This is a genomic window from Brevibacterium sanguinis, from assembly GCF_039528855.1.
Lineage (GTDB): Bacteria > Actinomycetota > Actinomycetes > Actinomycetales > Brevibacteriaceae > Brevibacterium > Brevibacterium sanguinis.
The window spans coordinates 1-17,950 of sequence record NZ_BAAAMB010000012.1 but is presented as its reverse complement, the minus strand read 5'-3'; the positions used below and the strand labels follow the sequence as shown (position 1 = coordinate 17,950).

Genomic DNA, 17,950 nt, shown 5'->3' with positions numbered 1-17,950 from the left:
AAATCCCACCCTATAACGCGGCGCGCGCAAGAGTAGTTCGCTCTGTCATCATAGAGCACATGGCGCCAGTGACGCTCTCACTAGTATCTGCGCGGGAAAGGGGCAATTCCGCGATGTCCTCGCGGTCCCCATGCGGTCCCCCCGAAGAATTCAGGAGGCTCAGCCCGGCCTGATCCGCAGTCCGGCCGAGGTGGTGCAGGTACCGGTTGGTGGTGAGGATCGATGTGTGCCCCATCCACTCTCTCACCGTCCCCAGATCAACACCGCGAGTCAGCCAAATGCATGCAGCAGTATGCCGGAGATCGTGAATCCTCCGGCCATCACTGACCGTCGGCCAGTCAATCCTTCGGGTAAACGCCGGCGACCAAATCTGACCGCCGTTCGGGCCGGTCAGCAGGTAGTCAGACGGCCGCTTGCCTGCCGAGACCCGCTCAATGGCCGGCATGACGACATCAGCAAGCGGTACCTGGCGTCGCCTGCGCCCTTTCGGCACCTTCTCTATTGAGGACTGCGAGTGCGACTTCGATACCAGGAGATAGGGAACTCTCCCGAGCCGCACGTCGGAGACGCGGAGCGCGCGGGCCTCTCCCCACCTCACGCCAGTCCAGCCGAGAATGAGGATAACGTCTGCGTGAAACTGACTATCCGTGGCAACTCGGCCGACTAGCGACATGAGCTCTTGCTCTGTGAACGGCTCCATTTCCCGCGGCTCTTCGAGCGCCTTCGGCAGAGTCGAGTCCTTGACCGGGTTGGTCGCGATTCTCCCGTCGCGCACGGCCCACGAGAAGAACGATGACATCGCCGCCTTATGCCTGCGGATCGTGTTATCCGAGTAGCCTTGCTTCCGCATCGACTTGTACCACGCCTCGATGTCGCGGTGAGTGATCGAGGCGATCGTGCGTTGCATCAGCGCGAGGGGAACGTGCTTGATGCTCTGATCGTCACCGATAAAAGTCAGCGGCGCCACGACGCCCTCACGTTCATCCATCCACTCCGCAAGGCACTCCCGAAGCCGCGCCTTGCCTGCCTTCGGGTCGGATACCCCCTGAGCTGCGGCTTCTTGCCGCTCGGCCCATGCGAGAGCATCTTTCTTCCGATCGAAGGTCTTCGTTCCCAGCTTCACCCGACCTTGTTTGGCAATGCCGCGGAAGCGGCCATTCTTCGTTTTCTCGATGTAAGCCATGCTCACCCCTCTAGGTGTTCAAGAACATCCGCCTTCCTGTATCGGCGGGTTCGTTTCGTGATCTGGATAAACCGGGGTCCGACGCCTTCCGATGCCCAGTCGGAGAGGGTGTTGGGTGAGACCCGGTACACTTCCGCCACTTCGGCGGGGATCATGATGTCGTCGTACTCATTCAGAAGGGTGCTCATTACCCTCCTCCTCCTCGTCGTCTCGCTCCTTCGCGGGCAGCAGGCCCTTGAGGAAGTCAGAGAAGGCCTGAACGTCCGCCTCCTGGTCTTCGGTCAGGTCCTTGGCCGCGCCAAGACCAAGCTCTTCTTCACCGATGTGATTGGAGATCTTCTCCATGACCTCGGTAACCTCACCGGCGGTGGACTCCAGGAGGAATACGTAGTCGTCCTCATCGAGGACTCCCTGCTCCAGGCTGAACGTCAAGTAGTTCGGCCATGCATCGTCAGCGCCGTTCATTATGCCCAGAAGGATCGGGTAGGCCGAATCGATTGGATTAATGACCGTTGCCTCGCCCGCGGCGAAGCTGAGGTTGGATAATGTGATCGTGCGACGATCACGGATCCGAACGAGCGTCATACAGTCTCCTCAAGTAATTGGTCGTAGTAGTCCTCTTCGGACATTGAATCTTCTTCTGGGTCCGGTTCAGGGTTGAGTAGCAGGCTCCGGTCTTGCACTGATGGGCGGTCGATGGATTCGAACGCCCCGAGGAATTTCGACCCCACCTTGACGATGGTGAGGTTGCCTTTATCAATCGCTTTCGAGCTGGAGACAGCGGTAAACTTCATGTCGACGACCGGGTTGGTGCCGCGGATCTTGGCGAACCGCTTCATCGTCTCGGTACTGATCGCGAAGAATCCCCGCTCCGAGGCGCCAGCCTCGGAGGGTAGCCGCAGTTCGGTGTTGACTGCTTCAATATCGCCCGGTTCGGGTTCCACCGACGGGAGATCGGCGATGGACTCGTCGCCGTAGTTAACGATGAGACGGTGGTCGGGTGAGACTTCGACCCAGACTGTGGCGTCTTTTGCTGCGGATGTCTTGCCGACCGCCATGCCGAGCTCTTGAGCTTCGTCGAGCTCGAGCAGGACCGTGTTGCCGGCATTCGCCGAGAGCGGCGTCGAGGTAAATGACCATCCGGCGCAGTGCCGGCTCCGGCCGTAGGCCATCGCCCCTTCCGGTTCAACAGTCAGGGCGACAAGAGGAAAGACCGGGGATTTCCCGGTCTCCTTGCCTATGTCGATTGAGTTGTGCAGTAGCTTTTTGAGCTCCTGCGGGTTCAGGTGTGCGCTAGGCATCATCCTCCGCATCCCTGATTGCAGCGAGGTCCTTTCCGTCGAGCCAGTCGAAGAAGCGACTGTACTGCGAGGCGATGACCTCGCCCGACTTGACCTCAGCCTCGTCGTCACCGATCGAGTTGCCGCCGAAAGCGGCCAAGACCTCATCCGAGGGATAGACGGTCTCGCCGTCGACCTTCACGGCGAGGCCGGACTCTGGCCACGAGCATGTGTCACAGAATCCGAAATCCCATTCCTCCATGACGAACTCGACGCGGCCTTCGTCGCGTCCTATCCGTTCGAGAACCTTGGCTCGCATGTAATCGTCAGCCGGTCTGGTTTGCGTCTTGATCTCCACGGTTCCCCTCAGTGCTTCGCCGGATAGATGACCGATCGCAGGTCGACTGGCACGTAACCCTCCGGCTTTTGCACTTTGCCGTTCTTCTTCAGCACCAGACCCGTCTCCGGGTCGATCTTGGTGAGGTTGTTGCCGTGAATCTCTTCCCAGAGGGCATCGAAGTCAAGGCCGTAGGAGTGGGCTGTACCGATAATGATGTAGACCATGTCGACCAGGCTGTCGGCAAGCTCCACCATTGCATCTTTGATGCCTTGCCTTGAGTGATATTCGTTCGCCCGCTTCAGAGCGACCAGCGCATTCTTGTGCTCAGAGAATTCCTCGATCAGCATGGTGAGCCGTTCCCACTTCTCCTGGTCGGAGATGACCGTCGGCTCGGTTCGCACGGGCTGGTCGCAAGCGAGCATGAACTCGCGAACATCGTTGACGTATGTCACGAAGCCTCCTTCTGAAGAATCCACTCGACCTCTCCGGCGGCGGCAGCAATCGATTTCAGTGCATCGGCGAGGAGCTTGAGCCGGTATTCCGCCTCGTCGGTGGTTCCGGCCATCCCGTCATCCGGCTTGACTGACTCCAACCATTTGCGGCGGTAGAAACTCACGTCTTCCTTCATGTCTTCGAGCTGGCACTCCATCTCCTCCAGGTACTCCGCGAGGCGAATCTTCTGGCCAATGACGAGGTCGAGGCATTTCTTCACCTGATCGAGCTCTTCATTCTCCTTCTTGCGGTTCTCCAGCTGCGGAGCATAGAAGGCGTGGATCCGCTCCTTCTTCTCCCGGAATTTCTCGGTGAGCTCGTGGATGGTCTTCCCGCGGGCGTGGTACGCGTCCTGTAAATCGATCAGTTCCGATTGAACTTCACTGGAGAACTTTCCATATATATCTCGATGGCGACGCGCAACATCCAACTCCCACTCAAGGTCGGCAACCTCCGATTCAAGCTCCCTGATTTTTGCCTTCTTACTCATTCTTCTCCCTTGCTTGCTTCAGCCGCTCGGCAGCCGCCTGTTTCTGCTCGTCGGTCATCGTCGACCTGCGCCTCACGGCACCGGCCAGATTCCACCTGGATGCAGGGACTTCCAGCTCCATCCAGTCCGTTCCGCGGTCAGTGCCTTGGGCGATGACTTTGACGTCAGGTTTCTCACGAATCCTGTTGATTACGGAGCGTTGCGCAGTCCAAATGCGAACCACGTCGGATCCATCGGACTGGGTGACGACGGTTTCGCGTTCGTCAGCGGTGTAGGTCATGCCGCAACTCCTTTCGGGTACGAAAAAGGCGACCCGTGTCAGGTCGCCTGGAGTGAGTATCCCTGCTCAATCGATCGCCTTCAACGCCCGCCGCTCGGCGGCCACCGCCTTTCGGGCTCGGCGCAGGTCGGCCAAGGTCTGATCGATGTCGCTGGTTTCGTCAACGGACAGCGCGTCGATGGCCGCGTACTGCGCCTGTCGCCGCCCCTCGTCAATCGTGTCGCTCAAGCGGCAGCCCCTTTCGGCAGTTCGTCGTTCTCGATCAGGGTCTTATAGACCTGCCCCGAGGCTGAGTGGAAGGTGATGATGCCCTCCGGATTCATGTAGCCAGGCTCCACGCACAGGGACTGCGTGCCCTCGTGATACGTGCCTCCGGATTCGACGCACGTCGTGAACTCTCGCTCGCTTGCCAGGCGCGAATTGACGGCACCGACAGTGATGCCGGCAACAATCGAAACAGCAGCCACGGCCCCAGCGATGAGGCCGCTGGCGCCCAGGTTGTCGTTACTCATTCTTCTCTCCGTTCTTCAAGGTGGGTGAGGTGCCAGCCATGACACTGCCGGCAGTAGTAGGCCCGAACCTCCTGGTCCGGGCGGTGAGTCTTGTCTTCGCGCTGGATGGTTGCCAGGGCGAGTTTCGCTGCGATCTCGTCGCGGTAGCGGCGCTTGCGCGTCTTGCACCTACTCACGACCGATCCCCAGATCTCGCTCGAGTTCACGGATGCGAGCCTCGCGCTCATCGAGGCGACGCTTACGCAGGGTTGGGTCGGTGCGCTCGTGGTCCCGGCGCATGAACGCAACGAAACCGGCACCGGCAAGGGTCACTGGCCAGAATGCGCCACACATCAATCCGAGGATCGATGTCATGACGTACCCCTCCGTGTCTAAAGTCCGCAATGAGTACTCGCCTCCGGTCTCTTTTCGCAGCATGGATCTCGTAATATAGAACGCCGAAGTGAGGCCCACTGTTGCGTATCCAAGTCCGATCAGGGCCTCGATCACGACTCCACCTCCCACCACTCGAGCACGGTGTTCGCCTTCACCGGCTTGAAACCATTGACGTCCACCCCGACATTGAACTGATTCCCCTTAAACCGCCAGGCATCATGGACGTGCCCGCAGAGAAGCGGCAACCCCGTGTTAGGTAACCGGTATTCGGGGTACCGTTCGTTGCTGGCATGGTCACCTCCCAACAGGTAGGGGAGATGACTCATGATGAAACTCTGTTTCGACAAGCGGATACGCTGGTAAGGGAGTACCGCTTCGAACGTGTCGAGTGCTGTGCGTTGCGCCTTCCATGCACCCCGGTGCATCGGATGTTCCGGGTCATGATTCCCCGGTATCAGGATTTTCCGGCAACGGATTTGAGAGAGCAGTGCTCTCGCCTGTCCGTGTTGCGACACCGAATAGTCACCCAGGATCCACAGAACATCGTTCTCACGAACATCAGACACCAGGTTGCCGATAATCATCCGGTCATGGTCGGCTGTATTGTCGAACCCGCGTAGGCCGGCCACAAACTGGTGGCCGAGATGCAGGTCCGCCGTGAACAAATGGTTACTCATCAACACCCCTTGAGGCAGTCGTAACCGACAGCGGCAGACTGCCGGTCTGTCATCCCGCACACCGGGCACCGGTACTTCCCGAACTCCCGCCAAACATCCACGTACATGTCAAGGACGTTGCGCTCAAAATCGTCCAGCACTTCACGCGCTTCATGCAGGGTGTTAATATCTTCAATGGTTGTTGCATCTGCGATAGCCTGAATATTGTCAGCTGCTGAAGCACCGGCATGGTCGGCCTCCCGGAAGGCGTCAAGGCGACGCTGGCGAATTTCTGAGAGCCGTTCGAGCATTTGCTCGCGTGTGGTAGTCATGCTCATCTCCAATCAGTAGGCGGTTCCCGCCCTTCTTCGGTGTCACGTTTCGCGGCGGCAAACCCATACTGAATGAGGCCGTCAAGGAACGCCTGGTATTCGGCGGAAGTGAAGCGGGTCAAAACCCAGTTGACAAAACGCACCGCAGTGTTTTCAACCGCCGAATTGGAGGGAACACGCGGCAGCATCTTCAGTCTGTTCATAGTCTGTCCATAAGGTGGGTGGGTATAAGAAAAGCCCCTTCCGGGGCTTCATCAATGTTTGTTCCGCACCAGCCGGCACCAGATCCTCGCCGGCCAGGTAGCAATCAGGTATTCAAACCTGTTCACATTCCTGGATGCTTTCGGTTGGTGGTTCAGCCAGTACCTGAACCACATCATTTCCCAGGGTCTCACTCTTCTTCCCCGCATTCGCATAGGCAACATTGGTTCGTTGCCACCACGATTGGGCCGATGACATAGGTGTGTCTGCCGTACTCGTCGCTCCCCCTCAGGAGCTTCCATTCCCAGGGTCGCCAGTCCCACAGCCACAGGCGTCCCGGGCGGTAGACCTTGCGCGCCCTGTGCATCACCTCATGGCACTCGCTCACGTCTCCTCCGTTCACAAGTTTCGTCCCATCGGACGGGTGGAAAGTTGTAGAGTCATCGGCCCCCCTTGATGAGGTGTCGGCTGTGCGCTGGAACATGCTCCTGCCAGGGGCGGCCGTAGCGGATGACGCCTCGTGGAGGCTTGGCGCCCTCGACGATCGCGTAATCGAACCATGCGCCGTCGATGAGAAGTTGCAGTATCCTCTGATCGTCGCGGCTGATGATGCGGTTCTCGACCGTCACTTCTCCTCCTCCCACTTCCCGACGACACGGGTCGCCATACCCTCGGAGATGAGGATGCCGTTTTCGTCTCGCAGACCGGCAACGTAGGAGTACTTTCGCTCCATCGTCAACCCCAGGTCGTCGATGACCGCCTGCGCTGTGGACAGTTTGGTGTATCCATCCGCCTCGCAGTTCTGGTAGATAATGTCCGCGATCCTGTCCCGCAGGCTGTCAGCGTCCATCGCTCGTCTCCTGTTCGATTGCGTGTGCCGCGTCCCGGAGTGCCTGGGCTGCGGCGTCGGCCTTGATCCGTGCGATTCCTCGCCGGGCGTCGGCGTCCGTCACGTTCGCAGGTTCACCGGCCCCGGTCATCATCTCGGCGTACCCCGTGACCAGCTCCTCCTCGTCCGGCACATACGGCTGCCTGCCCATCACTCTCCACCCCCCGGGAGTCGGGTAGGGGATGCGAGCGAACAGTTCGGGGTCGTCCCCGAGGGCGACGAGCTTCCTCGCCACCAGGTCGATCCCCGCCGAGACGCCGTAGTGCACGGGGCACTGGTCGTCTGACACCGCGCACGCCCCGCACTCCTCGGGGTCGGCGTCGAAGTGGTCGATGAACCACCGGCCCACCTCGGCGGTGCCGTACCTGGTGAGCCGGTATCCGTCGGGGAACTCGCCTCCGCCGTCCGACACACGCTCCAGGCCGTTGCTGCGGTCGCCCGAGGCCGCGAGCCTCGGGAGCGTGTGGTCACTCATCGTCGTCTCCTTGGATGCACGCGGTGTCCTGGCCTCCGACGTAGCTTCCTCCGGCCTCCACGCAGGCGGTGCGTTCGCGTTCGTCGGAGTGCCGGGCGTCGGTGATGACTACGGTGAACCCCGCGATGATCGCCATGACGGTCAGGGCGACGGCAACGAGGCCAGTCGCCCACAAGGTGCGTTCACTCACTGTGCCGCCTCCTCACGACGCGTTGAACGTCAACGCGACCTTGCGGCCTGGGGCGTTCATGACCTTCTCGATCACGGTCCGCCCCACTTCGGCGGCGAACTCGTCGCTCGGGTTGATGCACGCGAACGCGTTGAGCCACGTGTGATCCACGGTCTCAAGGGCGTTCGCAGCCGCGTAGTCGGCGCGCACCCGGTCGGTGTACGCCTGTTCGGTTTCCTCGATCATCGTTGTGTCCTTTCATTCGTAGGTGGTTTCGTATCCGTTTCGTAACTGCATGCCCCGGATTTAAGGGATTTACCGGGGTTTACCGGATTCCGATAACCCTCACGGTCCAACCCGGACCCGCCGGCATGATCGCGTCGGGGTCGCCGTGAACGGGGCAATCCGGTTGCGGCCCGTCGCAGACAACCGATGCGGTCGGACACGTGCACCGGTCAGTTGTCGTCGGCATCACTGGTCTCCTCTCGGTACGGGTTGGAGAGCCGTGCCACCAGCCACGCCCCATTGGGGACGTTGAGTTCCGCGAAGCACGCAGCCTCCGCCTTGGAGTCGAACGGCCCAACGAAGCGCGGCATACTTGACACCTCCCACTCGATTTCGAGGAAGAACTTCTCACTCATCACTGGTCTCCTCCGTGTAGACGTGGAACACCAGCCCGTAATCCGGCACCTGGAACGTCCCCACGAACCGGGCAGCGTCCGGGTGAACCTCGTGCCCGGTTCCGTGAACGAACACCCGGCAGGATGCCGCCGGTGACAAGTCGTCGACCTCCGCCCACAGGCAGAGCACCCCGCCCTGCATCTGCACGCTCAACGGCATCCACCCGGCACGGGTGTCCACGGTCTGCTGGCCGATGATTTCGAGCGGGTACTTGAACACGCGTCGCATCAGCGTCCTCCTCGGTAAGGGTTGGGGATCTCCGGCCACATGCCGTACTCGTCACGCGGCTGGAGCATCTGCTCACCGACCGACGCCCGCCCCTCATCCCACGCCTCGGCCTTCACTTTCCGAATAACCCGATCAGCGTCCGCCTCCCACTGTTGGCAGTCCTCCGGGGTGGCGATCCCCCGAATGGACGAGTAGTAGACGCGTTTCATCTGCGACACATACGCGGCTTTCAGTGCTTCGATCCCGTCACTCATCCCCGATCACCGCCTCAAGGGCGCGCACGGTCGGACACGGGTAGGTGACGGTGGGGCCATCCTCGTAGTGACACATACTGCACACGGCCCGACTGAACCGACCATCGCTCCTCGTGGGCTGATGCAGCCCCAGCACCGCCTCCACCATGGCGAAGAACGTCGGGAGGTGGTTGTGGGCGTCGACGATGGAGACGACGTCAGCCGGATTGTCGAGATAGCCGTCGCCGTCACAGCAGCCGTTGATCATGGGGATCGGCGTGTGCTGGGGCGTCAGAATGTTCGCAGGCTCACGGCACGGGCCTTCGTATGCTTCCCACGGCCCCTCCGTCGCCGCCGCGTGGATGCTCCGGCGTTCCGCCAGCCACGACTCGATTCGGGTGTCAGTCATTGTCGTTCCCCCACTTCTCCTGCACCACGACAAGCTTGTCGTGGTGGTACTCCTGGTGGGCACGCAGGACTGGGACGAGGGCAAGCAGTCCGGGGCGGCGACGCTCCCGTTCCTCACCCACCGCTTCCGGCCAGCCCTCATCGCCGGAAGCGAGTGCTTCCAGTTCGTCCACGGTGCCCAACCAGCACCCGACGTTCAGCACCCAACCGTTCGGGGTGGGCACCATCGTCACTTGACCCGAAGCGAGCCCGTCAAGACGGAGGCCGCCCCACTTGTCGGCCCAGCTGAGGTCGGCCCAGCTGAGGTTGGCCCGGCTGAGGTTGGCCCGGCTGAGGTCGGCCCGGCTGAGGTTGGCCCGGCTGAGGTTGGCCCGGCTGAGGTCGGCCCCGTTGAGATAGGCCCGGCTGAGGTTGGCCCGGCTGAGATCGGCCCCGCTGAGATCGGCCCCGTTGAGATAGGCCCCGCTGAGGTTGGCCCGGCTGAGGTCGGCCCCGTTGAGGTTGGCCCGGCTGAGGTTGGCCCGGCTGAGGTCGGCCCCGTTGAGATCGGCCCGGCTGAGATAGGCCCGGCTGAGGTTGGCCCGGCTGAGATCGGCCCCGCTGAGATCGGCCCCGTTGAGATAGGCCCCGCTGAGGTCGGCGCCCACGAGGTCGGCCCCGTTGAGATCGGCGCCCACGAGGTCACGGAGGGCGGCATGGTTGAGTCGAGCATCAGGGTGGGCGTCGCGCCATTCCTGGATTTTCTGTGCATTCGTCTTACTGGTCATCGTTGTCTCCTAGTCCGAGGCGGGCGTGCAGCCCGGGGAGGGGGTTGGTGGTCTCATTCATGGGTTTGCTCACCTTCCTTGTCATACGGCATCGAACAGCTCCGCATAATCACGCGACTGCATCAGCTCAAGACCATCGCAATCAGCGCACACACGAGGCGATGCGCCTCTACTGCACACCTCAACCTGACCGCACCTATTGCACGATCGATATTCGATGCCGTCATCAGGCCAATAATTCTCATTCAACTCGGCTCGCGAATCGAAATATCCGGTCGCAGATGCCAGGGCATAAACATTGTTTTGATTCGCCTCACGGCTCACAGCAAACCCTCCACATTAAATCGGGAGATGGCCCGCTTAACGGCGAGATATGTTCTCCCCAACGCCAGCGCTTTCTGTGAAATGCTGATATCAGTTCGACGGATAATGGGAAATTCGTGCGGCTCCCATTCTCTTCCGCTTCTCACTGCCTTTCGACGCGACTCACGCTGCATTCGCATAACGTATTCATTGGTGCGCTCTGCCGGACTTGGTCTATCGACTTCTATTGGTTCTGAATTCCGGGCTGATTCGATGAAATCACGAAGCTCTGAAATGCGGTCATCCATCACCAGATCGCCGCCAAGACGGTGATCCCGCCGAACACCCAGCCCATAGCTGCGAGTGCCAATAACCCCCACACGACACCGCGCACTGCATATTTCACTGCGAGATCACTGCGCATATTCGATGACCTCTTCCCGCTCTGATTCGATAACAACCTCTCCATCGTCATTACCGACTCGCGTCCATGCTTCTGCAACAGCTTCCGACAATTCGCCTGCCGGGACGTTTCGCATTTCCCCTGATGCGCCTTTAGTCGTTGACCACCAGGTGATTTTATAAGTTTTCATAATGGTTTCTCCTTGGATTTATGGTTTCGCTCAACAAAAAGACGCACAGCTCAATGTCTGTGCGTCGATTAGCTGGTCGAGGTCAGGCTTTAACGTCGGATTCGGTCAGGGTTGAGTCGCTTCGATTGGGCCGGGAATACTGCTTCCCGTCCATGCCGGTCGTCTTGACCGGCTCGTCGATGATCTCGCCGGTATCGGTGTTGACGTGCGGTGGAGTAGGGTCAGGTGGGACATTTGTCCCACCTGAAACATCGCGCCTCACCTGCCTATCGCTCGCCCCCACTATCGGAGCGATCGCCCTGGTGCTCATTCCCTCGTCCGAGAGCATCCGGACCATGTCCTGCCGTTCGAGACGATCGAGGGCGGCAATGACCTCACCCTCCTGATACAGGCTGTCCAGGTCGTTGCCGGTGAAGCATCGCGCAAGATCGAATGCGTCATGCTTCATCGTGTCGAACCGGAACGGCGGCTGGTGGCCGACCTCGTCTTTCAGTTCGTAGATCATGGTCATGTCCTCTCAATGGCGACCATGCCGTCGCCGTCGTCGTTGTACCCGCATGTCTCACACCTGGCGAACGGGCTCTCAGGAAAGTCGATAACTCGTGGTGCTCCGGCATCCTCGTGGCACTGGTAGCAGAGCGTGACCTCTTCAGTCATCGCTCTTCTTGCAGATCAACGGACACAGCCTCAAATCCAAGCTGTGTCACGACAGCCGTGTATCCTCCGGCGGCGTTCTTCACCAGCTGCACAGTTGCTACGGTCATGCCCGAGTCATCATCGAAATCGACCTTGCCGATGTGATCGGGATTGGTCGTGTTCCAGATGTGCGGTTCGCACACCTCGCCGGTATCGATCGGTGTCAGCGGGGGAGCGGTGGTGTCGGTCATGATTCTCAGTCCTCCCTTAGTCCTCGTTTTCAACTTGTCGCTTGACGGCCTGGCGCTCAGACCGCTTGGCGCTTCGCCGTGCCCGAGCGCGATCCCTCCCAGGGGCATCACCGCAGCACGCGCAGTCGCGGCCTCCCGGCCCGTAGGGGCAGTGCTTGCCGATCATTCGAGCCATTGCAAAGTCCTCTCAAAACAAAAGACCGTGCATAAGCAGCACGGTCTGGATAATGGTGGAATCTTCCTCGACTCCGGCTATCGCATAGCCGGGAAAATCCCCGGTGAGTAGCGTGTAGAGAATGCCGGTCATGGCTCGGCTCTCAGTTGTCTATCCCGGCGAACTCGCCGTAGATTTCACGTCGCTTCTGTCGCGCCACGTTCGCGGCGTCCTCGATGTCGGCATACATGCCGAATGACTTGTTGTGACCGTTAACCCCGATGAGCACCTGCCACGTGCGAGACGGCCCGTGCCAAAACACGTTGCGGTGTCCGGAGGTATTGGCCGCACTCATTCTCGTTAGGTGTGCCGCATTTTGGCTGGGGGTTGCTAGCCGTAGGTGGTCCGGGTTGATACATGACCGAACTCCGCACCGATGGTCTACCAGCATTCCATCGGGGATTGGCCCGAAGTGCAGCTCGTAGGTCAGGCGATGAACGCGGCGGCTTGCGCCGCCTAGCTTCAGATACCCGTACCCGCCGTCCTTGCCAGACTGCAACGCCCCAACCCAAACGACGCAGCCCGTATTGGTGAGCGGCATTGACCAGTACTCAAGCCTTTCGTTCAGTGAGGCTCCACGCCGTGGGCTGATCTCCGTCAACTCCAGACCTCGACGCTTCTGCCTTTGATGGGAGTCGCAATAGTCTCGATACTTTCGGGGGCGGTCGCACCGTGGACCACGGCATAGGTCAGAAGCCATTTACGACCTTGGCACATGCGTTGCGCTTCTTGTTGAACGATTTGCGCAGCGACTTGTCTCCGCCGTTGATGATTGCGTCAGCTTCCATCACGGCACCGGCGCACTTGTTCATCTGGGTTTTGGTGTAGACCGGCTTTGCAGGCTTCGCATCCGCTGCACCGATGCCAGTCATGCCGATGCTCAGCCCGACGATCGCGGACACGGCGGCGGTCATAATCTTGTTCATGAGCTAGTTCCCCTCGCAGGCGGTTGTGTGTTAAGATCGTCGCATCGCATTTCGGTGCGATTCCCCGCTCTAGCGGGGATGATCCGAACTGACATTTGGATCAGTAGTGCTCCCCGCCGATGCGGGGATGTGAGAATCCCTCATCGTTCGGTGGGGGATTCTTCGCGTTCTCAGTCCGCAGCGATGTCGTGTCGCGCGACTATCTCCCAGAACTCAGCATCGGTGACGGCAACCTCAAGGCCAGTCGTGCTCAGGTTGATCGAACCGGGGTGAGCCGGGTACTCGTCGGCGCGGTAGGCAGTGACCTCGGATGCAATGGCATCGACATCGAAGTCTGCAGCGTACTCGCCGAGCGTCGGGACGACGTGCCGGTCGATGACATCGTCTACAGTGGCGAACCGTGGCATTCTCGTCATCACCTCCGCCTCACTTGATCGCTCGGAGCACGATGCTCAGCGATTCGCAGTCGTCGGAAGTCATGTCCAGCAGGCGCGCCGTCAGCTGCAGGATCGCGCTGTCGTATTCGCTATTGCTCCCGTCGTCCGAGAGCAGGTCGGCGGCATTGAAGATGACATCCGTTTTCGACACGGTGTTCACTGCTCCGCGCGTGGGCGCGGCGGATCGCTCAAAGTAGGTCGGGTTCACGGGGTCTCTCGTCTCTCTCGTGTGGTGTGGACATGGCAGAGGCCGGACGATCAACGCCCGGCCTCCACTACGCTCACGCCCCAAACATCAGGCACCGACAGGGGCGGCGACTGTCGGTGCATTCATCGACTCAAACACTCCAGCCGCACCGGCGTAAGCATCCTCACCACCGCGAGGCATCACCAGGACGCGAGTGTGATCCGAGAACACAACCACCAACGGTTTCCGTTCACCAGCATCAGGGCCCTGCCCAAACACCAACGGGATACGTTTCTCATCCCGACCCTGGGGGAGTGCAGCCAGTTTCTTCACATGCTCCACACCTAAACCAAACCGGTGCGGGGACACTTCCATAAACCGGTCAGGCCACAGTTTGTTCACGGCCGGAAAATCACCATCATTGCCCGGAACATGGATACTATTGAACTCTCCACCATCCGTGACAGTCACAAGCCGTCCTGCCTTAAACGCTGGCAGCAAGTCTTTGAGGCGTTTCGCGTTCGCAAGGAACACAAACGAATCATCCTCACCAACCTCAACAGACAGGCCAATCCGGGTTTCAATCAGCGTGAACCTGTCAGTAGCAGACAGGGTAAGGTACCCTCCGCGAACCTCGAACCGGATACATTCCAGCACCGGCAGGTACTGGTTTGCGGCTGCCGTGTGCGGGATCACCCGTTTCACTGCGGCAATCAACTCGGCAGACGTGACAGTAACAGAATTCATGGTTTCAACTCCTACATTCTCAACAAGGTTTACAGGTTCACAAACGGATACCGGGAATGAGTCAGGCGCGCCAATGCGCCTTGGCTCAAGTTGCCACCGATACCCGCCTGAAAACTGGCAAACTGCTACAGCCTGTAGCGGCTATCCCAGCCGCTCGTGGTGTGCCCTGTGATCGTCCAGTCAGCATCCATGACGTCGGCCCAGAGCGCGACGACACACCAGTCGATATGCGCTTTACGCGCTGTGATGTACTCGCCCATAACTCAGGCACCCACTGTCAGGGACTCATCCGAATGGAACAGCACCGGGACGACAGCCCCCGTCGCTGAGCGGACATAAGCCGCAATCATTCCGTGGGTCTCACGCCTCACCCGTTCAATCCGGATGTAGGCACAGTCCATGGCCAGATGCATACCAGCTTTCAGACCACCAGCGTTGATCGTCACAACACTCACCCTCCAAATCAGTGTTGCCCTGCACTGGGCATAACCCGCACCACAGTGGCTACCGTGGTGCGGACTAAACTCGCGCAGACTCACCCCTGCACCAACAACCAATGCCCCATCCAAAACAGCATCAGTCCCACCCCACTTTTATTCAGTTATCTATATTCAATTGTTCGTATTCAGTTATGCGTCACATCAGGCTGCTAAGCGCCTGGCGGAAACTCACCGACCCCTCGCAAAGCTGGTGAAACGTTTCGTCATCAAACCTGGAATCATTCACCAGCTCGCCGCCATCGTCGAGCGTCGAGCGATTTACAGAAGCCAGGTCAGTCCGCTCCGGGCTGACACCTCCTGAGCGTGGAACTGTTGTCATGCCCCTCAGTCCTCATCCTCATCGTCGTCCGGGTCGGTCTCCGACCACTCACCAGCACCGACCATGTCGTCCGTGTAGTCAGTCAGGCAGGTCAGGTATCCGATGGGGTCGACTTCCCGCAGGATTCGCGACGGGTCGAACTCGATCCCCGCGATGACGACGCTCTCATGCACCCCATCCAAGAGATCATCGAACCGCGTTTCAGGCTCGAACTCTTCGCCCGTACTGGTGTCAAACATGTTTCTCATCTCCTCAATAAATACCACAAGCCGATTGTGTACCGCGCCCAACCCAGGAATCGAACCACAAACACTAAACGTCTGCCCGTGACCAACGGTAGGATTACCACAAGCCGATTGTGACCTATGGTTTAGGGAACCACCCTAAAGCGAAAAACAGTCAAAAACTAAAATCATATCGTTACGGTGAACGGGTTACCCGGCGCAGGAATATGCCCGCTGCTTACGCCAACCAGGGACGATTATGTGCCCCATCAATATTCGATTCTCAAATACCACCCAACCAGTCACCGACCGCCGCGGGAAATGGTAATCCCCGCAGCCGCCAGGCCGTTTAACTAACCTGTCGTGGTTACGTGAAACACTCTGCCACAAGCCGCTTGTGACTGTCAACCCAACGCGTTTAACTAATCACCGGCCATGCCGTCCAAGAATTTGCTGCACCTGCTGGTATGAAATCCCCGCGACTCGTGCAATATCGGTTAGAGAATAACCGTCATCATGCATCAGCACAACCAGTTCATTCCGCCTATCGACAAGAGCACGATGTGCGATCCGAGACTCAGTGACCTGCTCCGCAACGCGAGCAAGCTCCCCGGCAATTCCAGTGGCATCATCATTATTCACGCCCCCACTATACAGTTATGGAACCCCGGCCCATGAGGCCGGACTACCAGTCATCCCCATCAAACAGGTGAACCCTATCCGGTGCCGCAGCCATACTGGCCGCTTCGGTTGCCCTAACCGTCCGTTCTCACTCATCCGAGGTATCGAACCGTGGTCATTGACCGGGTGATCCATCCGCTCTCTGTCGAGCTGGTGACACCAGTCTGACACAAGCGACATGTGGTACGCAACCCCGGGTCGGGTCGAGCTTCGGCAGCACAGTGCGGAGTGGCCGCCTGCGTGTGCTCTGACCTGCGAGAACGATGGAACATGTGAGAAGTATGTGAGTGGTGATCGGGGTGCTGCTAGGTGCGATGGACTCCTGTCATGACGCGGGTCCCGTGACGTGAGCAGTGAGAGCAGCAGGCGATGGGGCGAGCCGTGAGTGGCCGACCGATCCGGGGTGCGGATCGGCGCGCGTCGCGCTCCGGCTGACACGAGTGAGCCATGGCTCATGACCGGCATGGTGTGCGATGAGGACGTGCCGTGAGTCCGGCGCAGTGTGCGCCATGCGCCGCGCCCCGGGCGCGGGCAGTGGTGTGCGGTGAGTGAGAGCGTCGACCATGCGGCCGGGGCTTGAGGGGCCGCGACGGGGCCTTGACCAGTGAGCCGGGTGATGGTAGCCGCGCGACCGCGCGGACATAGGGGGATGACCCCCTCCCGCCCCATCCTCCGGCACCGCAGGTGGTTAGCATCTGTGTTCGCTCCCACTTCGAATGTCGATTAAACGAGATTGATTGGTAACAATACGAGAACTTGGAGCAGGCCCCGGCGGGGCGCAGCGGACCACCCGCCTCGACAGTCGGGGGTACCTGAACAGCGTTCAAGTGCAGTTGCAAAAATTTTCTAACAACATCAAACGACCTCATTAGAATAGGTGTGAGGAAGATCACACTGCTCGGATGTCACAAATCCGGAAAAGTGACACGCTTTAACGGGTGAACCCCGGGGAGGGGGAGGGGGGAGGGAGTGAGGGAGCGAAGCGACCGAGCGACCGACCCCAAGACAGCAACCAATACCAACGCAGCAAGAGCTTGTAGCTCTTGCCCGTGGCGGAGCCGAAAGGGCAAGAGAGTTACGTAGTTGGTTGAGTTTACGTAAAGACGTACAGAGGTTCGTCAGAACCTCCTCGTACCTCGTCGGTTCTGACTCACGGATCCTCGGCTTGAAGATTTTCGGTCAGGGCACAAGAGCCGCGACTTCGTCGAGGCTCGCGGATTTCTGGTCAAGGCAAAGCGGAGCGGAAGCTCCGCGCTTGGATAAGCGCAGGCCGCTTCAGGGCCTGCGCAAGGTAGTAGTTAACGCGCATGTGCGCGAGACAAACTGCTCGGCCGTTCGGGGCCGAGCGCCCGCGGGCGGGATTGATCCCCCGCCGCGGCGGGCATGCTAGTAATCAACCTACCGAACTAGGAGAAGCATGAGTTACGGAAAATCGAGTTTCTACACCCAGGGGTCGCGCCGCGACCTGCTCGCCACGGAAGTCTGCGAGGGGGACCGCGAAGCTTTTTTTTGCACAAGTCGATCGCGGAGATTCAGACGATTGCTGGTTTTGGATGGGCTACGCAAGCAGCCCCAGGCTGTCGCTTAGTGCGCACCCACTCTTTCAGCCACGGACCCGAGGGCGGGTTAGTTGCCGCAGGGTCGCGTGGGCGTTGAATCACGGGGTTGCGCCAGCCGAGTGGGGCATCTTTCCAGCCTGCGGGTGGGACCTCTGCCTGAACCCTGCACATCTCGACTACCGAGAAACCGAGGGCGAGTTTGTCGAACTCGGCCCAAAGGAATACTTCTTCCCTAGCGTCGAGTCGGCTAATAGGCGAGAACAGGTTCGCCGGATGCAATACCACTAGTCTTCCTGCTGTTGATGCTCGGCCTTGAGCCCGAGCGTGGCCACATCTGATTCATTTCTATTAGTTCTACTAGATATACGAGCATTACGAAGTT

The 17,950-nt window shown here is 59.7% G+C and carries 36 protein-coding genes and 1 pseudogene; all 37 read right to left on the bottom strand.

Translation table 11 applies throughout. From position 1 onward, the window contains the following. Positions 1-10: 10 nt before the first annotated feature. The 37 genes and pseudogenes from ABD154_RS14115 to ABD154_RS13940 all read right to left on the bottom strand — a co-directional run bounded on the left by ABD154_RS14115 (position 11) and on the right by ABD154_RS13940 (position 15,970). A complete protein-coding gene (locus ABD154_RS14115; RefSeq protein WP_344251497.1) occupies positions 11-1,183 on the bottom strand; it encodes a tyrosine-type recombinase/integrase in 1,173 nt (390 codons plus the stop codon). Positions 1,184-1,185: 2 nt separating this feature from the next. Further along, the gene (locus ABD154_RS14110) at positions 1,186-1,371 is read right to left on the bottom strand and encodes a helix-turn-helix transcriptional regulator (protein WP_344251496.1); all 186 of its coding nucleotides are present in this window, start codon (positions 1,369-1,371) and stop codon (positions 1,186-1,188) included. Beyond that, positions 1,352-1,768: a hypothetical protein gene (locus ABD154_RS14105; RefSeq protein ID WP_344251495.1), complete on the bottom strand. Its 417-nt coding sequence runs from the start codon at positions 1,766-1,768 to the stop codon at positions 1,352-1,354. The genes ABD154_RS14110 and ABD154_RS14105 overlap by 20 nt, the downstream gene beginning before the upstream one ends. Next, the gene (locus ABD154_RS14100; RefSeq protein ID WP_344251494.1) at positions 1,765-2,487 is read right to left on the bottom strand and encodes a hypothetical protein; all 723 of its coding nucleotides are present in this window, start codon (positions 2,485-2,487) and stop codon (positions 1,765-1,767) included. Before ABD154_RS14100 ends, ABD154_RS14105 begins: the two co-directional genes overlap by 4 nt. Beyond that, positions 2,477-2,821, bottom strand: a complete 345-nt coding sequence (locus ABD154_RS14095; RefSeq protein ID WP_344251493.1) for a hypothetical protein — start codon at positions 2,819-2,821, stop codon at positions 2,477-2,479. Before ABD154_RS14095 ends, ABD154_RS14100 begins: the two co-directional genes overlap by 11 nt. An 8-nt stretch (positions 2,822-2,829) precedes the next feature. Then, positions 2,830-3,255: a pyrophosphohydrolase domain-containing protein gene (locus ABD154_RS14090; RefSeq protein ID WP_344251492.1), complete on the bottom strand. Its 426-nt coding sequence runs from the start codon at positions 3,253-3,255 to the stop codon at positions 2,830-2,832. Further along, the gene (locus tag ABD154_RS14085) at positions 3,252-3,785 is read right to left on the bottom strand and encodes a hypothetical protein (protein WP_344251491.1); all 534 of its coding nucleotides are present in this window, start codon (positions 3,783-3,785) and stop codon (positions 3,252-3,254) included. Before ABD154_RS14085 ends, ABD154_RS14090 begins: the two co-directional genes overlap by 4 nt. Continuing rightward, entirely contained in the window at positions 3,778-4,065 is a 288-nt protein-coding gene (locus ABD154_RS14080; RefSeq protein WP_344251490.1) for a hypothetical protein, read from the bottom strand. The genes ABD154_RS14085 and ABD154_RS14080 overlap by 8 nt, the downstream gene beginning before the upstream one ends. Positions 4,066-4,131: 66 nt before the next feature. After that, positions 4,132-4,293 (bottom strand): hypothetical protein, encoded by a 162-nt coding sequence (locus tag ABD154_RS14075; protein WP_344251489.1) that lies wholly within the window; start codon positions 4,291-4,293, stop codon positions 4,132-4,134. Further along, a complete protein-coding gene (locus tag ABD154_RS14070; protein ID WP_344251488.1) occupies positions 4,290-4,577 on the bottom strand; it encodes a hypothetical protein in 288 nt (95 codons plus the stop codon). The genes ABD154_RS14075 and ABD154_RS14070 overlap by 4 nt, the downstream gene beginning before the upstream one ends. Beyond that, positions 4,574-4,783 carry a hypothetical protein gene (locus ABD154_RS14065; RefSeq protein ID WP_344251487.1) on the bottom strand — a complete coding sequence of 70 codons (210 nt, stop codon included), beginning with the start codon at positions 4,781-4,783 and terminating at the stop codon, positions 4,574-4,576. Before ABD154_RS14065 ends, ABD154_RS14070 begins: the two co-directional genes overlap by 4 nt. Positions 4,784-5,062: 279 nt before the next feature. Then, entirely contained in the window at positions 5,063-5,629 is a 567-nt protein-coding gene (locus tag ABD154_RS14060) for a metallophosphoesterase (RefSeq protein WP_344251486.1), read from the bottom strand. Next, the gene (locus ABD154_RS14055; protein WP_344251485.1) at positions 5,629-5,940 is read right to left on the bottom strand and encodes a hypothetical protein; all 312 of its coding nucleotides are present in this window, start codon (positions 5,938-5,940) and stop codon (positions 5,629-5,631) included. The genes ABD154_RS14060 and ABD154_RS14055 overlap by 1 nt, the downstream gene beginning before the upstream one ends. A 2-nt stretch (positions 5,941-5,942) precedes the next feature. After that, a complete protein-coding gene (locus ABD154_RS14050) occupies positions 5,943-6,143 on the bottom strand; it encodes a hypothetical protein (RefSeq protein WP_344251484.1) in 201 nt (66 codons plus the stop codon). 438 nt (positions 6,144-6,581) lie between these two features. After that, positions 6,582-6,770, bottom strand: a complete 189-nt coding sequence (locus ABD154_RS14045) for a hypothetical protein (RefSeq protein ID WP_344251483.1) — start codon at positions 6,768-6,770, stop codon at positions 6,582-6,584. Continuing rightward, positions 6,767-6,991 carry a hypothetical protein gene (locus ABD154_RS14040; RefSeq protein ID WP_344251482.1) on the bottom strand — a complete coding sequence of 75 codons (225 nt, stop codon included), beginning with the start codon at positions 6,989-6,991 and terminating at the stop codon, positions 6,767-6,769. The genes ABD154_RS14045 and ABD154_RS14040 overlap by 4 nt, the downstream gene beginning before the upstream one ends. Then, positions 6,981-7,505: a hypothetical protein gene (locus ABD154_RS14035; protein WP_344251481.1), complete on the bottom strand. Its 525-nt coding sequence runs from the start codon at positions 7,503-7,505 to the stop codon at positions 6,981-6,983. Before ABD154_RS14035 ends, ABD154_RS14040 begins: the two co-directional genes overlap by 11 nt. After that, positions 7,498-7,695, bottom strand: a complete 198-nt coding sequence (locus ABD154_RS14030; RefSeq protein ID WP_344251480.1) for a hypothetical protein — start codon at positions 7,693-7,695, stop codon at positions 7,498-7,500. Before ABD154_RS14030 ends, ABD154_RS14035 begins: the two co-directional genes overlap by 8 nt. A gap of 12 nt (positions 7,696-7,707) precedes the next feature. Then, positions 7,708-7,920 carry a hypothetical protein gene (locus tag ABD154_RS14025; RefSeq protein ID WP_344251479.1) on the bottom strand — a complete coding sequence of 71 codons (213 nt, stop codon included), beginning with the start codon at positions 7,918-7,920 and terminating at the stop codon, positions 7,708-7,710. 209 nt (positions 7,921-8,129) lie between these two features. Further along, positions 8,130-8,315 (bottom strand): hypothetical protein, encoded by a 186-nt coding sequence (locus ABD154_RS14020; RefSeq protein ID WP_344251478.1) that lies wholly within the window; start codon positions 8,313-8,315, stop codon positions 8,130-8,132. Beyond that, positions 8,308-8,583 carry a DUF7352 domain-containing protein gene (locus ABD154_RS14015; RefSeq protein WP_344251477.1) on the bottom strand — a complete coding sequence of 92 codons (276 nt, stop codon included), beginning with the start codon at positions 8,581-8,583 and terminating at the stop codon, positions 8,308-8,310. The genes ABD154_RS14020 and ABD154_RS14015 overlap by 8 nt, the downstream gene beginning before the upstream one ends. Next, positions 8,583-8,792 carry a hypothetical protein gene (locus ABD154_RS14010; RefSeq protein WP_344251476.1) on the bottom strand — a complete coding sequence of 70 codons (210 nt, stop codon included), beginning with the start codon at positions 8,790-8,792 and terminating at the stop codon, positions 8,583-8,585. Before ABD154_RS14010 ends, ABD154_RS14015 begins: the two co-directional genes overlap by 1 nt. Before the next feature lie 37 nt (positions 8,793-8,829). Continuing rightward, a complete protein-coding gene (locus tag ABD154_RS14005) occupies positions 8,830-9,225 on the bottom strand; it encodes a hypothetical protein (protein WP_344251475.1) in 396 nt (131 codons plus the stop codon). Beyond that, the gene (locus ABD154_RS14000) at positions 9,218-9,991 is read right to left on the bottom strand and encodes a pentapeptide repeat-containing protein (protein ID WP_344251474.1); all 774 of its coding nucleotides are present in this window, start codon (positions 9,989-9,991) and stop codon (positions 9,218-9,220) included. The genes ABD154_RS14005 and ABD154_RS14000 overlap by 8 nt, the downstream gene beginning before the upstream one ends. Positions 9,992-10,707: 716 nt before the next feature. Beyond that, positions 10,708-10,887, bottom strand: coding sequence for a hypothetical protein (locus ABD154_RS13995; RefSeq protein ID WP_344251473.1), 180 nt, complete (start codon positions 10,885-10,887; stop codon positions 10,708-10,710). Between the two features lie 82 nt (positions 10,888-10,969). Continuing rightward, complete coding sequence (locus ABD154_RS13990; protein ID WP_344251472.1) at positions 10,970-11,398, bottom strand: helix-turn-helix domain-containing protein; 429 nt, start codon at positions 11,396-11,398, stop codon at positions 10,970-10,972. Next, the gene (locus ABD154_RS13985) at positions 11,395-11,544 is read right to left on the bottom strand and encodes a hypothetical protein (protein ID WP_344251471.1); all 150 of its coding nucleotides are present in this window, start codon (positions 11,542-11,544) and stop codon (positions 11,395-11,397) included. Before ABD154_RS13985 ends, ABD154_RS13990 begins: the two co-directional genes overlap by 4 nt. After that, positions 11,541-11,774: a hypothetical protein gene (locus ABD154_RS13980; RefSeq protein ID WP_344251470.1), complete on the bottom strand. Its 234-nt coding sequence runs from the start codon at positions 11,772-11,774 to the stop codon at positions 11,541-11,543. Before ABD154_RS13980 ends, ABD154_RS13985 begins: the two co-directional genes overlap by 4 nt. A gap of 317 nt (positions 11,775-12,091) precedes the next feature. Beyond that, positions 12,092-12,283 carry a hypothetical protein gene (locus ABD154_RS13975; RefSeq protein ID WP_344251469.1) on the bottom strand — a complete coding sequence of 64 codons (192 nt, stop codon included), beginning with the start codon at positions 12,281-12,283 and terminating at the stop codon, positions 12,092-12,094. A gap of 27 nt (positions 12,284-12,310) precedes the next feature. Beyond that, a pseudogene (locus tag ABD154_RS17970) lies at positions 12,311-12,529 on the bottom strand (HNH endonuclease signature motif containing protein); the annotation flags it as partial. Between the two features lie 148 nt (positions 12,530-12,677). Then, positions 12,678-12,914, bottom strand: a complete 237-nt coding sequence (locus ABD154_RS13970; protein ID WP_344251468.1) for a hypothetical protein — start codon at positions 12,912-12,914, stop codon at positions 12,678-12,680. 170 nt (positions 12,915-13,084) lie between these two features. Then, positions 13,085-13,321, bottom strand: coding sequence for a hypothetical protein (locus ABD154_RS13965; protein WP_344251467.1), 237 nt, complete (start codon positions 13,319-13,321; stop codon positions 13,085-13,087). Positions 13,322-13,340: 19 nt separating this feature from the next. Next, entirely contained in the window at positions 13,341-13,559 is a 219-nt protein-coding gene (locus ABD154_RS13960; protein WP_344251466.1) for a hypothetical protein, read from the bottom strand. A gap of 87 nt (positions 13,560-13,646) precedes the next feature. Next, on the bottom strand, positions 13,647-14,285 hold the full coding sequence (locus tag ABD154_RS13955; protein ID WP_344251464.1) for a hypothetical protein: 639 nt from the start codon (positions 14,283-14,285) through the stop codon (positions 13,647-13,649). A 636-nt stretch (positions 14,286-14,921) separates the two neighbouring features. After that, positions 14,922-15,104 (bottom strand): hypothetical protein, encoded by a 183-nt coding sequence (locus ABD154_RS13950; RefSeq protein WP_344251462.1) that lies wholly within the window; start codon positions 15,102-15,104, stop codon positions 14,922-14,924. Between the two features lie 5 nt (positions 15,105-15,109). Further along, positions 15,110-15,343, bottom strand: a complete 234-nt coding sequence (locus ABD154_RS13945) for a hypothetical protein (RefSeq protein ID WP_344251461.1) — start codon at positions 15,341-15,343, stop codon at positions 15,110-15,112. 411 nt (positions 15,344-15,754) lie between these two features. Further along, positions 15,755-15,970: a helix-turn-helix domain-containing protein gene (locus ABD154_RS13940; protein WP_344251459.1), complete on the bottom strand. Its 216-nt coding sequence runs from the start codon at positions 15,968-15,970 to the stop codon at positions 15,755-15,757. Between the last annotated feature and the right edge of the window lie 1,980 nt (positions 15,971-17,950).